The sequence below is a fragment of the Rhodoferax sp. RT4P68 genome, from assembly GCF_056521305.1.
Map to the genome: position 1 here is coordinate 94472 of NZ_JBWMBB010000002.1, position 13995 is coordinate 108466.

The following is a 13995-nucleotide window of genomic DNA, read 5'->3' on the forward strand; positions in this document are numbered from 1 at the left end:
GCATCAGGTTGTGCGAACGGTGATGAGCGCCACACCAGCTATGACAAGCGCGATGCCGACCGATTGCGTCCAGTAGAAGGGTTCACGAAAGACAAAGTGGGAGCACAGGGCCACCGCTGCGACGGCACCGCAGGTGAGGATGGGATGTGCCACGTTGAGCGGTAGGCGCGCAAGGGCCGCGGTGTAGAGCAGAAAGGCGCAGCCATACAGACCGAGACCGAGCCAGAAGGGCCAGTTGGCGAAAGCCTCCACCGGCGATGCCAGGGACGGCAGTCGGCGAGGCGGCAGTGTGGCCATTTTGATTAGTACGCTGGCCGTCGCATTGGTGGCAATGCCTGCCAGCAGGATGAACCACTTCATGCGGCTGCGTTGCCGGATGGGCGGTAGGCACCGCCTGCGTAGGCCAGCGCACGCTCGATGGCTTCCAAATGGGGCTCATTGCGCGTCGCCACCATTTCTATCGTGACCACATGCCCGGGAAGTAACTGCGCGATCGCGTCGTGAATGGGGCGATGGTCGGTGCCATGGTCGCCGAGCGGCACCAGATCGGGGTCGCTGGCATGCACATGGCCGATCAGGGGGTGGTAGCGGTTGAGCACATCGTGCGCGTCCTCACCGTTCAAAGTAATGGCACCGCTGTCGAACTGCATGCGGATGGCGGGGTGCGCAACGGCTTGCACCACACGCGCGGTCTCGGTGCTGTCAACCATGAAGTTCGCGCCGTAGTAGGTCGGGTTGGGCTCCAGGCAGATTGTGACGCCGTGCTCGACGGCGATGTCGCCGAGTTGACGGAAGAAACCGGTTGCAATCTCATGCACCTGGTCGTCTGGCAAGCCCGCGCGGTCGCGGTTGCGCGGTGAGCCAAACACCAGTCGGGTGGCGCCCACGCCAGCGCCGATGCGGCAGATTGACGCCAAGTGCGCAAGCAGCGCCTGCCGGCTCTCAATGTCGCCAAAGACATTTAACCCAGTGGTGCCGAACAATAGGGCTTGCATGCCGACGATCTCGAGGCCGCGCACAGCCCACCACGACTTGACGCGATGCATCGCCTGCGTGTCCGCCCGCGCGGGCTCGGGGAAGTACTTTCCAGGTGCGATGTCGATCGCGTTCACGCCGTGGCAGCGCAGCAAGGTGGCCACATCGTCGTCTTCCGCCACGTCCCAGGCGATGTTCGAGATGGACAGCCTCATGGCGTGGGCCTTGAAGCTGCTTGCGACGCGACTGGCGCCGGCTCTGACTGCGCAAAGGCACGTACGGCCTGGATGGTTTCGCGGGCGCTGTACTGGTAGTGCGCAGTGCCGCCAGTGCCCTGCGCCGTATGCCGCGTGCGCATGTCGTAGCGCACCGGCGTGCCGGCAGTGGACTGAGCCAACTGGACGCCGAAACCATGCCATGCGACGTCAGCAACGCTGATGGGTTCAGCCGTCAGGTGGAGAAGCTGGATGCCGGCGGCCAGTGCCGCCTGAATGTCAGGCCACAGGTTGACCATGGGGTAGAACTGAAAAGCGGCCCGGCTGTCGATGGCGTGCAGATTGTTGTGATGCAGAAGGTCGAAGATCACGTTTTTCTTGAGCCCGGGTCCGACGAGCCCAGGCAGGCGCACGATCAGATGCTGTTCGAAGTGCTGCTGCACAAACTTCTCCAGCATCCGTCGGTGCAGGCCGTAGGCGTGCAGGCCCTCTTCGTCCACCGGACTTTCTTCGTCAACACCGATCGGGATGCCGAACACGTCGACGGTGCTGATCAAGACGAAGCTACGGCACTGCGCGGCGCGCAGATGACTGATCAGGGCTTCGATGCTCGCTCGGTCCTGCTCCGGGTTGCGGTTGGCCAGCCACTTCTGCGCAGGTGCCCCGGCGCAGACGACCTGGTCGAAGGACTGGCCTGCGATGTCCTGGATATTCGTGGAGCGGTACAGTGCGTCGAAACGCGTTTGCCGCAGCAGGGTGGAGCCGACAAAGCCGGAGTGGCCTATGAGTGCGTTGGTCATGCTTCAAGGTTGTGGAATGTAGAAGCGCTCTGCATCGAGCTTCTCGTAGATGTCGTAGATATTGTCGATCTTGCCGCCGAGAATCGAGTAGAACCCGGGGAACTGCTCGCTGTGTTCAAAAAGGATGGGGCGGCCGTCATCGCCTTCGTTCTTGGTCAGAACGGTCTTGACCTCGAACAGAGAGTCAGCCTGCCGGCTGCCCAACAGAGTAGGTAGGTAGCGCGCGGCGTCGCGCAGCATGCGCTCGTAGCGGCTGTGCCGGGGGTACTTCGCCAGTACCTCATATGGCGCAGTCTCCGCACGATCAATCCAGCTCGCATGGGGCGTATAACGTACATGAGATAGCGTATGAAGCCCGCGGGAGGGGAAAGGCATCATCGAAAAGAAAGGCCCGTCCATCACCGTGATGCCGACATCGCGTAGCGCGCCCGGTACTTTGACCAGTGCCATCTCGCTGATCTCGTGCTTCAGTCCTGCGCGGATCCTGCTCGCGGGGCCGCGCAGTTGGTTCAGCCCGCTGTAGGTGCAGTTGAACACGTAGCGGCTGCGGTGCGTGACGCGTGCGCCCCCACGTTCGCTGGCCACGATGGAAAAGTGCCCGTCGGCCGGCTCGACCGCTTCGGCTGTCGCGCCAAGGTGCAATTTCACGCCACACGCGCGCAACTCCTCGCTGGCCCACGACGCCAGCTCGAGGGCGTCGAACGCATACTCCTGCACCATGTAGACCGCAGCGATCAACCGGGGCTCAAAGAGTTGTGCCAGATGCGTCGGCGCCGGACGCAGGTCCGCTCCGATCTCGTCGCAGAACCTTCGGAACTGCCTGGGTGTCACTTTGGAGTGGCTGCGCGCAATTGCATAGAGCTTCGTGAAGTCCTGATGCACGGCCCGCGGCCAGTCGTGGACGAACTTCGGCAAATTGATCCGGCTGCGAAATGCCGTGGTGAAACTGCGCGGATAGTGGTAGCCGTTGTGCACGCGCGCCTGATTGTTGTGCGATGCGCGCGTCAGCAGGGCCGGCTCCCTCTCTAACAGCGTGACGTGACGAAAGCCGCGCGATTGGGCAAGGTAGATGGCGATCGCAGCACCATAAAAGCCACCGCCAATGACCAGCGCGTCGTTCACGTCGCAATGCTGCGTCATGCCGTGCTATTGCCGGAGACCGGTTCCAGCCCTTCAGGCCGGGACAAGGTTGTGTCCTCGATGTTAAGTTTCTCGCGGTGCGTCATGCGAGCGCTCGTGAACTCCCGCGCCACGTGATAGGGCGCGCCCTCATTCGACAGGCTTGCCATCTGCAGGATGTATTCGCCCAGCACCAATAGCACCAGGGATATCAGAAAGAACATGCCCGACAGCTGAAGCGACAGGCTGATCCACCCGGGCGCAACATCGGGCTTGAAGGCCGCGATGCACAAGACATAGAGCGAATAAAGGACATTGGCTGCCGCGCCGAACAGCGACAAACCAGTGACCCAGCGCAGTGGGGCGCGCGTCGTTGAAACCAGAAGGCGCATGCCGCGGTCCATGCTTTCGGCGAGCTGCTCCGGGCGCTGGCCAATCGGCTCCGCGCTGTAGGCGACGGTCGTTCGAGAAAATCCCGCCGTGGCCGGTAGATGTCGATAGGCAAGGCTCGGCTGGGGATGCTGCTGGATGAAGTTGACGACCGTGCGGCTCAGCAGTCGGTCGCGCGGAGCTTCATTCCCCAAACGGACGCCGTGAAACTTGAAGTACAGCAGATCGAATACTTTGTGACCCGTCTTGTAGAGAAAGGACGGAGACGGCTGCTTCTGGTTGCTGGCAAACACTACGTCAACCCCCGACGTGGCATGCTCCAGCAACTGGGGCAAAAACCCCAGGTCTTCGACAAGTGGGTCGAGCACAGCCACATAGTCGCCCAATGCGCTCTCGATGCCGACCCAACTTGCCGCATCCTCCGACACCATTTTTGTCAGCGCATAGATCTGTAGATTCGGTAAGCCGGACGCCAACGTCAGTTGCTGCAGGACAGCGACGCTATCGTCGGTGGAGGCGTTGTCTACAACGATCAATTCATGATCGCGAGTTAGTTCCTGCAGCAGTTGCGAGGTGCGTTGAAGTGACTGTTGAAGCTGTGCGCTTTGGTTGCGTACAACGTAGACAATCGATAGGAACATCGTAAAACGGGTCATATTCGAGAGCAACGAGGAAGAGGGGCCTGCGTGAGCAGACCAGATATGACCGGTCCGAAGCATTCATTCGGCCATCGCTTGTTCGCGATATTGTGCGCGGTACCGCCAGAATGCCTGCGAGCACCACACCTTGGCCAAGCTGGCAAAGTGCCACACCAGGTGGCGGCCGGGCCGGCGGCTGGCACGCTGCGCCTCGTGTCTCACCTGTAGGTGCTCGGCTACCTGCAACTCCCAGTCCGCTAGTTGCAGTCGGGCACACAGGTCGAAGTCTTCCCCGTACATGAAGAAGCGCGGATCGAACCCACCGATCTGGCGGAACGCACCAACACGCAGCAGCATGAACATGCCCGGCACCCAAGCCGGACGCATTGGCGAGCGGTAGCCGGCACGATGTCGGCACAGGACTTCGCGCGGCGTGAGCAACGCGCGGTGCGGCTCGGGAGCGTCCTTGCCTGGCTCGAAGATGCGGGGCGTCAGCACGCCGCTGTCTACGCGGGCGCCGGATAGGAGAGGCAGCAACACATCCTGGTCCATCCGGATATCCGGGTTCAACACCAGGAACCAATCAGTCTCGCAATGCTTGAACGCCGCGTTGTGGTTCGCCCCGAACCCCTTCGGATGCGGGTTGACGATCTGTTGCACGGGAAAGCCGCAGGCGGTTCCCGCCAGCCGGTTCTCCTCCGGGATGTTGACCGTTAACACGACCTTCTCGATGTGCGCCGTGCAGTGCTGGTGCAACTGCTCCAGCAAGGGCAGCAGAAGGCCCTGTTGCCCGTGGCTGACGATGGAGACCGTGATCGGTCGGTGCGGCGTATCGGGCATGGTCTAATTTCGGCGCGCATTCTAGGTGCCTCGCTCCCCACATGATCGTTCTAGTCGTTCTCAGCTTCTTCGTCTCGGCGGTGGCGGCTCTGGTAATTGTCCGCATCGCCAGGCGCCATGCACGGCGGTACTCGCACGACGTGCCGCAGCGCTTTCACCATGGTCACATCCCCCGCATCGGCGGTGCCGGCATTTTGCTCGGCTGCGCGCTGGCCTGGTTCGTTGCCAGCCTTCCGCAGGCCGAGCCGCTCAACATCGGCTGGCGCGAGAACGGCGCTCTGCTGTGGCCCTTGCTGCTGTGCCTCCTCCCCGCCGTGCTGACAGGCATCGTCGAAGACGTGACCCAAGTGGTGCCCGCGCGCGTGCGGCTTGGCATGACGGCGCTCTCCGCCGTGCTGGCCGCGTGGCTGCTCGGCCTCTCCGTCAGCCGCATCGGCCTGCAGCCCATCGACAACCTGCTGGCCGCCATGCCCCTGGTCGCCGCCGTGTTCGCCATCATCGCCATCGCAGGCCTGCCGCACGCCTTCAACCTCATCGACGGCTACAACGGCCTTGCCGGCATGATTGCCATCCTGATCTGCCTGGCCATCATGCATGTGGCGCTGCAGGTGGGTGATCGGCAGCTGGCCGGCATGCTGGCCTGCCTGGTCGGCGCCACGGGCGGCTTCCTGCTGCTGAACTACCCCTACGGCAAGATCTTCGCCGGCGATGGCGGCGCCTACGTGTGGGGCCTGGTGATCGCGATTGCCTGCGTGCTGCTGGTGCAGCGCCACCCCACCGTGTCGCCCTGGTTCCCCATGCTGCTTCTGATCTACCCGGTAGGCGAGACGCTGTTTTCCATCTACCGCAAGCTGGCCCGCGGCCAGTCGCCCGGCACGGCCGATGCACTGCACTTTCACCAACTGATCTTCCGGCGCATCGTGCGCGTGGTGCTCGATGAAGAAGAGAGCGCCGACCTGCTGGCGCGCAACAACCGCACCTCGCCCTATCTGTGGATGTTCTCGGGCCTGTCGATCGTGCCGGCCGTGCTGTTCTGGAACAACACGCTGCTGCTGGCCCTGTTCTGCCTGTTGTTCGGCATGAGCTACGTGGGCGCCTACCTGATGATCGTGCGCTTCAAGCTGCCCCGCTGGCTGCGGAAGTGACACGCACGGCACCTACAATTCGCCCCATTTTCAGCCCCCCGGAGCGCCCCGCCATGACGACGAACACCGAGCCCGACCTGTCCGCCATCGCGCCGCGCGACAAGGCCGAAATCCTGGCGCAGGCCCTGCCGTACATCCGCAAGTTCCATGGCAAGACCATGGTCATCAAGTACGGTGGCAACGCGATGACGGACCCGGCGCTGCAGGCCGATTTCGCCGAAGACGTGGTGCTGCTCAAGCTGGTCGGCATGAACCCGGTGGTGGTGCACGGCGGCGGCCCGCAAATCGAGACGGCGCTGAACCGCCTGGGCAAGAAGGGCCACTTCATCCAGGGCATGCGCGTCACCGACGACGAGACCATGGAGGTCGTCGAATGGGTGCTGGCCGGCCAGGTGCAACAAGACATCGTGGGCCTGATCAACCAGGCAGGCGGCAAGGCCGTGGGGCTGACGGGGCGCGATGGCGGCTTGATCCGCGCGCAGAAGCTGCGCATGCCCGACAAGGACGACCCGAGCGTCGAGCATGACGTCGGCCTGGTCGGCGACATCCAGTCCATTGACCCGAGCGTGGTCAAGGCGCTGCAGGATGACCAGTTCATCCCCGTCATCAGCCCCATCGGCTTTGGCGAGCACAACGAGAGCTACAACATCAACGCCGATGTTGTCGCCGGCAAGCTGGCCATCGTGCTCAAGGCCGAGAAGCTGATGCTGTTGACCAACACGCCCGGCGTGCTCGACAAGGCGGGCAACCTGCTGACCAACCTGTCGGCCCGCGAGATCGATGAGTTGTTTGCCGACGGCACCATCTCTGGCGGCATGCTGCCCAAGATCGCCGGCGCGCTGGACGCGGCCAAGAGCGGCGTCAACGCCGTGCACATCATCGACGGGCGTGTGCCGCACGCGATGCTGCTGGAGATCCTGACCGACCAGGCCTACGGCACGATGATCCGCGCGCGTTGAGCCCTGGGCCCTGCGATGTCCGATGCCGAGCTGCCGCCCGCTGACACTGCCGACGGCGTGGCGGCCAGCCCGCCGCGCAAGCGCCCCAAGCCGGGCGAGCGGCGGCTGCAGATCCTGCAGGCGCTGGCCACCATGCTGGAGCGGCCCGATGGCGAGCGCATCACCACCGCCGCGCTGGCGGCCCGGCTCGAGGTGAGCGAGGCCGCGCTGTACCGCCATTTCGCCAGCAAGGCGCAGATGTTCGAGGGGCTGATCGAGTTCATCGAACAGAGCGTGTTCAGCCTGATCCAGCAGATCCACACCGACGACGCGCCTGCCGACGATGCGCAGCCGGCCGGGCTTGCGCAAGCCCGCCGCCAGATCGGCCGCACGCTCACGATGCTGCTGCAGTTCGCCGAGAAGAACCCGGGCATGGTCCGCGTGATGGTGGGCGACGCGCTGGTGTTCGAAAACGAACGGCTGCAGCTGCGCATGAACCAGTTCTTCGACAAGATCGAATCCAACCTGCGCCAGACGCTGCGCGAGGCGGCCAGTGCCGACGGTGCATCGGCCATGCCCACGGTCGACGCGCAGGTGCACGCCTCGCTGTTGACCTCGTTCCTGCTTGGGCGGCTGCAACGCTTTGCCCGCTCCGGCTTCAAACGCTGGCCGACCGAGCATCTGGAGGCCAGCCTGGCGCGCCTTCTGTGAGGGCCATCGTGGCCGGCCAGCCTGTGCTGCTGCACGCGAGTGGCGCGCTGTATCTGCCCGATCTGCAGACCCTGCTGGTGGCCGATCTGCACGTCGGCAAGGCCCAGGCGTTTCGCCGCCTCGGCGTGCCGGTGCCGCACGGCACCACGGCGGCATCGCTCGGGCGGTTGACAGGCGCCCTGCGCGACACGGGCGCGCAGCGGCTCGTGTTCCTGGGCGACTTTCTGCATGCGGCTACCGGCCGCTCCGCCGCCACTTTGGCCGCAGTTCATGACTGGCGCACAGCACACGCTGCGCTGGCGATGACGTTGGTGCGTGGCAACCACGATCACCATGCCGGTGACCCGCCGGCCACGCTGGGCATCGAGGTGGTGGACGAGCCCCTGCGCAGCGGCAACCTGGCGCTGTGCCACCACCCGCGCGCGGTGGCCGGGGCCTACGTGCTGGCTGGCCACTGGCACCCTTGCGTGTCGGTGGGATGGCGCGCGGTGGGCGGCCGGCTGCGGCTGCCGTGCTTCTGGTTCGGGGCCGACGGCGGCATCGGCGTCGGCAGTGGCAGCGTAGGTGTTGGTGCCGGCAGCATCGGCGGCGGTGTCAATGTCGGCAGCGCCATCGGCATCCTGCCCGCCTTCGGCAGCTTCACCGGCACGCACCCCATCGAGCGGCGCCCTGGCGACCGGGTATTCGCAATCGCCGGTGAGGCGATCCGCGAGATTCCTGCAGCAGCGGCCTGATCAGCGGGGGTACGTCCCCGCCAGCAGGATGCGCTGGTCCACGTTGCGGATGTCCGTGTGCCCGCAGAAGGCCATCGTCACGTCCAGCTCCTTGTGCAGGACCTGCAGCGCCTTCGTCACGCCGGCTTCGCCCATCGCACCCAAGCCATAGGCCATGGCGCGGCCGATCATGGTGCCGCGCGCACCCAGGGCCCAGGCCTTCAGCACGTCTTGCCCGCTGCGGATGCCGCCGTCCATCCACACCTCGGTCTTGCTGCCCACTGCATCGACGATGGCCGGTAGCGCCGCAATCGAGCTGGGCGCGCCGTCGAGCTGCCGCCCGCCATGGTTGCTGACGACGATCGCATCGGCCCCGGCGTCCACCGCCAGTTGCGCGTCCTCCGGCACCATGATGCCCTTCAGGATCAGCTTGCCACCCCATTGTTTCTTGACCCACTCGATGTCGGCCCACGACAGGCGCGGGTCGAACTGCTCGTTGGTCCAGGCCGATAGCGAACGCATGTCGCTGACGCCCTTCACGTGGCCCACCAGGTTGCGAAAGGTGTGGCGCTTGGTGCCCATCATGCCCAGGCACCAACGCGGCTTGGTCGCCAGGTTGATGATGTTGGCCAGCGTGGGCCGGGGCGGCGCGGTCAGCCCGTTCTTCAGGTCCTTGTGGCGCTGGCCGATCACCTGCAGATCCAGCGTCAGCACCAGCGCGCTGCACTTGGCGGCCTTGGTGCGCTCGATCATGCGGGCCATGGCGTCGCGGTCGCGCATCATGTAGAGTTGGAACCAGAAGGGCGCCTTGGTGTGTTCGGCGATGTCTTCGATCGAGCAGATGCTCATGGTCGACAGCGTGAACGGGATGCCGAACTTCTCGGCCGCGCGCGCTGCGTGGATCTCACCATCGGCATGCTGCATGCCCGTCAGCCCCACGGGTGCAATCGCCACCGGCATCTTGGCAGCCTGGCCGACCATGGTGGTGGCCGTGGTGCGGCCCTCCATGTTCACGGCTACGCGCTGGCGCAGCAGGATCTTGTGGAAATCCGCCTCGTTGGCTTTGTAGGTGCCCTCGGTCCACGAGCCGGAATCGGCGTAGTCGTAGAACATGCGCGGCACGCGTTTTTCAGCCAGGACGCGCAAGTCCTCGATGGTGGTGATGACGGTCATGGGGGGCAGTCTCCTCGTCGTTGTGTCAGTGTTCGGCCATTCGCGTGAATGGCCAGACATGTGCTTGCAGTGTCACATACAGCCCAGCAGGCAAGAGCGATCTCTGGCGGGTGGCTGTGTGGTCGTGGGGCACTGTAGGGGCGGGCGCCTGCGCGTGGCGTGAAATGGCATGCGGCCCGCGTGAAGGTTTTTCACGCGAGTGGGACGGCGACTGCCCGCGCCGCCACAGGCTCCGCGTAAACCCGGCTTAAGCGCACGAGAAGCCGCGCTTTCGCTTTCGCAAATTCCCAGCGCCCGGGCGCGTGCAGATACTGCGCGGGCCCGCCGCCCTGTGCCTGCTCGGTCGGGTCGCCCGTCAACGAGGAGACCACCGCCATGAAGCCCATCCTGTCGATGTTGACCACCGCCACCCTGGTGCTTGCTGCGGCCAGCGCCCTGGCGCAGGACAAGCCCGCCGAGCTGAAGATCGGCATCACCACTTTCACCTCGGGCGCGGCGTCCGTCTTCGGCGTGCCGGCCAAGGCCGCGGCCGAGATGCTGATCGAGGAGATGAATGCGGCCGGCGGCATCGGCGGCGCGAAGATCAGCGCCAGCTTCATCGACGAGGGCGTGGGCGGCGACAAGATGCTGTCCGAGTACCGCCGCCTGGTGCAGGAGCAGAACGTCAAGGTGATGTTCTCCGCCATTTCCAGCGGCAACTGCAACATCGTCGCGCCGGTGGCCGAAGACCTGAAGGTGCTCAACGTGATGTGGGACTGCGGCACCGAGAAGGTGCTGGAGGCCAAGCGCTACAAATACGTGGTGCGCACGCAGGCCAACGCCACGACCGAGATGGTGGCGGCGGTGCTCTACCTGCTCAAGACCCGGCCCAGCTTCAATTCGATCGCCGTGCTGAACCAGGACTACGCCTGGGGCCGCGACTCGTGGGAGATCTTCCTCAACACGCTGAAGGTGTTCAAGCCCGATGTGAAGGTGGTGGCCGAGCTGTTCCCCAAGCTGGGCGCGTCCGACTTTTCCACCGAGATCAGCCGGCTGCAGGCGCTGCGGCCCGACGTGGTGCTGAACACCTCCTGGGGTGGCGACCTGGACACCTTCGTGCGCCAGGCCGGCCAGCGCGGGCTGTTCACGCAGGGTGCGCTGTACGTGATGCCGCTGCTCGAAAGCTCGCTGGAGCGCCTGGGCGCGGCCGTGCCCGAGGGCATCATCGCCGGCGGCCGGGGCGACCACTACTGGGCCCACCCCGAGACGCGCGACGACCCCAAGCACAAGGACTTCGTCGCGAAGTTCCGCGCCAAGACGGGTGCCTACCCGATCTACCCCACCTACCACATGGCCCAGGCGCTGGTGGGACTGAAGACCGGCTACGAGGCAGCCATCCAGGCGGGCGGCGGCAAGTGGCCCGGGCCGGAACAGGTGGCCGAGGCCATGCGCAAGTCCACGTTCAAGGCTTATGGCCGCGAGGTGAAGATGCGCGAGGACGGGCAGGGCCTGGAAGACCAGCTGCTCGGCATCACCAAGCGCGTGCCGCAGCACCCATTCGCCGTCATGGACAAGATGATGCTGGTACCGGCCGACATGGTCACTACGCCGGTGGGGCAGCAATCGCCGGCCTGGGTCAAGACCATCAACCCGGCCATCCTGAACAGCGACCGGCTGAAGTCCTACGACTTCAAGTGACGCGTTGACAGCGCCCGCCCACCGCACGCACGCCACGCGGCGACCACGCGCCGCACGCCGCCCGTGAACGCCAGCCTGTTCGCGCTGGCAGTGATGGACGGCATCTCGTACGCGGCGCTGCTGTTTCTGGTGGCGCTGGGGCTGACGCTGATCTTCGGCGTCATGCGCATCCTCAACATCGCCCACGGCAGCCTGTACGCGTGGGGTGGCTACTTCGCGGCCACGCTGGGGCTGGCCATCACGCATTTCGCGCTGCCGGCCTGGCTGGGCTTGCCGGCGTTGTTCGTGGCGGCGCTGGTCATCGGTGGCCTGTTGGGCACGGTGCTGGAATGGGCGCTGCTGCGGCGCATCCTCGACAAGGACCCGATCCTGCAGCTGCTGGTGACGTTCGCCGCTTTCATGGTGCTGGAGGATCTGCAGCGCCTGATCTGGGGCGTGCAGCCGGTGTTCGTCTCCGACGTGGTGAACCAGCTCGGCACGATCAGCGTGGCGGGCGTCACCTACACGCGCTACCAGCTGCTGGTGCTGCCAACGGTGGCGGTGGCGGCGTTCTTCGGGCTGCGCTGGTTTCTGGGCCGCACCGCGCTGGGCCGCCAGGTCACGGCCGTCACGCACCACCGCGAAGTGGCCACGGCGATGGGCGTCAACACGCACCGCGTCACCTGGCTGACGATTGCGCTGGGCGGCGCGCTCGGCGCATTGGGAGGCGCGCTGGCCTCGCCTACCACCTCGTTCACGCCGGGCATCGGTGCGGACATGATGGTGCTGTCGTTCGCCGTGGTGGCCACGGCCGGCCTGGGCCAGATCGGCGGTGCGGCGCTGGCCGCGCTGATGATCGGCCTGGCCCGCTCGTTCGCGGTCTACCTGATGCCCGAGCTGGAGGTGTTGATGCCCTACCTGATCATGGTCGGCGTGCTGCTGCTGCGGCCCGAGGGGCTGTTCACCACCGTCGCGGCCCGCAGGATTTGAGATGGGATCGCCCCGCCTGCGCTTGCTCGTGGTGCTGCTGCTGGCCTTGGTGCTCGGCCTCACGCTGGCGCTGCCCTGGCTCAAGACGCCGGTGCTGCTCGCGCTGTCGAACGGCCTCGCGGTACTGGGTGTGATCGTGCTGATCCGCGCCGGACAGGTGTCGTTCGGCCACGCGTTGTTCGCCTGCCTGGCTGGCTACGGCGTGGCCTTTGCGGGGCGGGCCTGGCACCTGGACGCACTGCTGTTGATCGCACTCGGCACGGCCGGTGCCACGCTGGCGGGAGCGCTGATCGGCGTGTTCATGGTGCGCTACCGGGGCATCTTCTTCGGCATGCTGAACCTGGCGTTCTCCATGGTCCTGTACGCGGTGCTGGGCAAGTTCGGCGCGTTCACGGGCGGCACGGATGGGTTGCGCTTCGACCGGCCTGGGTTCGGCTTCGTGCAGATGGAGCGCGAAGGCTTCGAGACGGCGCTGCTGCTGCTGGCACTGGTGCTGGCGGTGCTGGCCGGCATGGCAGCGCAGCGCTACTTTGCCAGCGTCAACGGGCAGGCGCTGGCGGCCATCAAGACCAACGAGACGCGGCTCGAATATCTGGGTATCTCGGCCAAGCGGGTGTTCTGGGGCGGCTATGTGTTGTCTGCCGCGCTGTGCGGCCTGGGCGGCAGCCTGTTCGCGTTGACGCAGGGCCTGGTGACGCCGGACATGGGCTACTGGGTGCGCTCCGGCGAGATCGTTTTCATCGCCATCCTGGGCGGCTCGGGCCATGCAGTGGGCGCCTTCGTCGGCGCCTTCGTGTTCGAGTTCGTCAAGCTCTACGCCGCCGCGCTGCTGGTCGGCGCCTGGCAATTGGTGCTGGGGCTGGTGTTGATCGCGATGGTGTTCGTGGCGCCGACGGGCATCTACGGGCTGGTGGCCAGGCACCTGCGGCCGCGGGGCGTTCGATGACAACGCCCGGCGCCCTGCTCAGCACGCGCGGCCTGTCGCTGCGCTTCGGCGGCGTGGTCGCGGCCGACGGCATCGACTTCGACCTGATGCCGGGCGAGCGCCTGGCCGTGGTGGGCCAGAACGGCGCGGGCAAGACCACCTTCCTGAACATCTGCACCGGTTACCTGAAGGCCGACAGCGGGCAGGTGTTCTTCGACGGCCATGAGGTCACAGGCCACAGCCCGCGCAGCATCACGCGTCGCGGGATGGGCCGCTCGTTCCAGCTGCCGCAGGTGTTCACCGAACACACGGTGCGCGAATGTCTGCTGATCGCCGCCTCGGCCGTGCAGCGGCGCGCCGGCTGGTGGCGCCCGCTGGCGCAGGCGGTGGACGCCGACGAGGTCGACGCCACGCTGGCGCTGCTGCAACTGCACAGCCGCGCGCACGACCTGGCCGGTGCGCTGCCCGAGGGCCAGCGCAAGCTGCTGGACGTGGCGATGGCGCTGGTGCTGCGGCCGCGCCTGATGGTGATGGACGAGCCCACCAGCGGCGTCTCCAGCGACGAGAAGCACCCGCTGATGGAGGTGGTGATGCGCGCGCTGGACGAGCGCCAGGTCACCAGCATCTTCGTGGAGCACGACATCGACATCGTGCGCCGCTACGCCACGCGGCTGGCGGCGTGGATTGCCGGCAAGGTGGCGGCCGATGGCCCGCCCGAGGAAGTGCTGCGCGACCCGATCGTGGTGCGCAACGTGATCGGTGAATGA

The 13995-nt window shown here is 65.8% G+C and carries 16 protein-coding genes; 8 read left to right on the top strand and 8 right to left on the bottom strand.

Annotation, left to right across the window (positions count from 1 at the left end; genetic code table 11):
- Positions 1-3: 3 nt before the first annotated feature.
- From AC099J_RS03915 to AC099J_RS03940, 6 genes are all read right to left on the bottom strand, one after another.
- Positions 4-360 (bottom strand): DMT family transporter, encoded by a 357-nt coding sequence (locus tag AC099J_RS03915; RefSeq protein WP_479613907.1) that lies wholly within the window; start codon positions 358-360, stop codon positions 4-6.
- Positions 357-1190 carry a sugar phosphate isomerase/epimerase family protein gene (locus tag AC099J_RS03920; RefSeq protein WP_479613908.1) on the bottom strand — a complete coding sequence of 278 codons (834 nt, stop codon included), beginning with the start codon at positions 1188-1190 and terminating at the stop codon, positions 357-359. The genes AC099J_RS03915 and AC099J_RS03920 overlap by 4 nt, the downstream gene beginning before the upstream one ends.
- On the bottom strand, positions 1187-1990 hold the full coding sequence (locus AC099J_RS03925; protein WP_479613909.1) for an NAD-dependent epimerase/dehydratase family protein: 804 nt from the start codon (positions 1988-1990) through the stop codon (positions 1187-1189). The genes AC099J_RS03920 and AC099J_RS03925 overlap by 4 nt, the downstream gene beginning before the upstream one ends.
- Before the next feature lie 3 nt (positions 1991-1993).
- The gene (locus AC099J_RS03930; protein ID WP_479613910.1) at positions 1994-3112 is read right to left on the bottom strand and encodes an NAD(P)/FAD-dependent oxidoreductase; all 1119 of its coding nucleotides are present in this window, start codon (positions 3110-3112) and stop codon (positions 1994-1996) included.
- A gap of 14 nt (positions 3113-3126) precedes the next feature.
- On the bottom strand, positions 3127-4155 hold the full coding sequence (locus tag AC099J_RS03935; RefSeq protein ID WP_479613911.1) for a glycosyltransferase: 1029 nt from the start codon (positions 4153-4155) through the stop codon (positions 3127-3129).
- Positions 4156-4218: 63 nt separating this feature from the next.
- Positions 4219-4977: a glycosyltransferase family 2 protein gene (locus AC099J_RS03940; protein ID WP_479613912.1), complete on the bottom strand. Its 759-nt coding sequence runs from the start codon at positions 4975-4977 to the stop codon at positions 4219-4221.
- A gap of 41 nt (positions 4978-5018) precedes the next feature.
- Between AC099J_RS03940 and AC099J_RS03945 the strand changes: the two genes are divergently transcribed.
- Genes AC099J_RS03945 through pdeM form a run of 4 tightly spaced genes read left to right on the top strand, consistent with a single transcriptional unit; the run spans position 5019 to position 8505 of the window.
- Positions 5019-6122, top strand: a complete 1104-nt coding sequence (locus AC099J_RS03945) for a glycosyltransferase family 4 protein (RefSeq protein WP_479613913.1) — start codon at positions 5019-5021, stop codon at positions 6120-6122.
- A 53-nt stretch (positions 6123-6175) separates the two neighbouring features.
- The gene (argB, locus tag AC099J_RS03950) at positions 6176-7081 is read left to right on the top strand and encodes an acetylglutamate kinase (RefSeq protein WP_479613914.1); all 906 of its coding nucleotides are present in this window, start codon (positions 6176-6178) and stop codon (positions 7079-7081) included.
- Positions 7082-7096: 15 nt separating this feature from the next.
- Positions 7097-7771, top strand: coding sequence for a nucleoid occlusion factor SlmA (slmA, locus tag AC099J_RS03955; protein ID WP_479613915.1), 675 nt, complete (start codon positions 7097-7099; stop codon positions 7769-7771).
- The gene (gene pdeM / locus AC099J_RS03960; protein ID WP_479613916.1) at positions 7768-8505 is read left to right on the top strand and encodes a ligase-associated DNA damage response endonuclease PdeM; all 738 of its coding nucleotides are present in this window, start codon (positions 7768-7770) and stop codon (positions 8503-8505) included. Before slmA ends, pdeM begins: the two co-directional genes overlap by 4 nt.
- Here pdeM and AC099J_RS03965 read toward each other — a convergent pair whose 3' ends face one another.
- Both AC099J_RS03965 and AC099J_RS03970 read right to left on the bottom strand, forming a co-directional pair.
- A complete protein-coding gene (locus AC099J_RS03965; protein ID WP_479613917.1) occupies positions 8506-9657 on the bottom strand; it encodes an alpha-hydroxy acid oxidase in 1152 nt (383 codons plus the stop codon).
- 191 nt (positions 9658-9848) lie between these two features.
- A complete protein-coding gene (locus tag AC099J_RS03970) occupies positions 9849-10034 on the bottom strand; it encodes a hypothetical protein (RefSeq protein ID WP_479613918.1) in 186 nt (61 codons plus the stop codon).
- Between AC099J_RS03970 and AC099J_RS03975 the strand changes: the two genes are divergently transcribed.
- The 4 genes from AC099J_RS03975 (at position 10033) to AC099J_RS03990 (ending at position 13995) form a co-directional block, all read left to right on the top strand.
- Complete coding sequence (locus AC099J_RS03975) at positions 10033-11334, top strand: ABC transporter substrate-binding protein (RefSeq protein WP_479613919.1); 1302 nt, start codon at positions 10033-10035, stop codon at positions 11332-11334. The two genes, AC099J_RS03970 and AC099J_RS03975, sit on opposite strands and share 2 nt — an antisense overlap.
- Before the next feature lie 63 nt (positions 11335-11397).
- A complete protein-coding gene (locus AC099J_RS03980; RefSeq protein ID WP_479613920.1) occupies positions 11398-12303 on the top strand; it encodes a branched-chain amino acid ABC transporter permease in 906 nt (301 codons plus the stop codon).
- Between the two features lies 1 nt (position 12304).
- Positions 12305-13249: a branched-chain amino acid ABC transporter permease gene (locus AC099J_RS03985; protein WP_479613921.1), complete on the top strand. Its 945-nt coding sequence runs from the start codon at positions 12305-12307 to the stop codon at positions 13247-13249.
- Entirely contained in the window at positions 13246-13995 is a 750-nt protein-coding gene (locus AC099J_RS03990) for an ABC transporter ATP-binding protein (RefSeq protein ID WP_479613922.1), read from the top strand. Before AC099J_RS03985 ends, AC099J_RS03990 begins: the two co-directional genes overlap by 4 nt.

Excerpts from the sequence above, each read along its gene's own strand:
- argB (WP_479613914.1), top strand. The coding sequence starts at position 6,176 with ATGACGACGAACACCGAGCCCGACCTGTCCGCCATCGCGCCGCGCGAC.
- AC099J_RS03970 (WP_479613918.1), bottom strand. The coding sequence starts at position 10,034 with ATGGCGGTGGTCTCCTCGTTGACGGGCGACCCGACCGAGCAGGCACAG.
- AC099J_RS03920 (WP_479613908.1), bottom strand. The coding sequence starts at position 1,190 with ATGAGGCTGTCCATCTCGAACATCGCCTGGGACGTGGCGGAAGACGAC.
- AC099J_RS03965 (WP_479613917.1), bottom strand. The coding sequence starts at position 9,657 with ATGACCGTCATCACCACCATCGAGGACTTGCGCGTCCTGGCTGAAAAA.
- AC099J_RS03945 (WP_479613913.1), top strand. The coding sequence starts at position 5,019 with ATGATCGTTCTAGTCGTTCTCAGCTTCTTCGTCTCGGCGGTGGCGGCT.
- AC099J_RS03975 (WP_479613919.1), top strand. The coding sequence starts at position 10,033 with ATGAAGCCCATCCTGTCGATGTTGACCACCGCCACCCTGGTGCTTGCT.
- AC099J_RS03925 (WP_479613909.1), bottom strand. The coding sequence starts at position 1,990 with ATGACCAACGCACTCATAGGCCACTCCGGCTTTGTCGGCTCCACCCTG.
- AC099J_RS03915 (WP_479613907.1), bottom strand. The coding sequence starts at position 360 with ATGAAGTGGTTCATCCTGCTGGCAGGCATTGCCACCAATGCGACGGCC.
- slmA (WP_479613915.1), top strand. The coding sequence starts at position 7,097 with ATGTCCGATGCCGAGCTGCCGCCCGCTGACACTGCCGACGGCGTGGCG.
- AC099J_RS03985 (WP_479613921.1), top strand. The coding sequence starts at position 12,305 with ATGGGATCGCCCCGCCTGCGCTTGCTCGTGGTGCTGCTGCTGGCCTTG.
- AC099J_RS03935 (WP_479613911.1), bottom strand. The coding sequence starts at position 4,155 with ATGACCCGTTTTACGATGTTCCTATCGATTGTCTACGTTGTACGCAAC.
- AC099J_RS03940 (WP_479613912.1), bottom strand. The coding sequence starts at position 4,977 with ATGCCCGATACGCCGCACCGACCGATCACGGTCTCCATCGTCAGCCAC.
- AC099J_RS03990 (WP_479613922.1), top strand. The coding sequence starts at position 13,246 with ATGACAACGCCCGGCGCCCTGCTCAGCACGCGCGGCCTGTCGCTGCGC.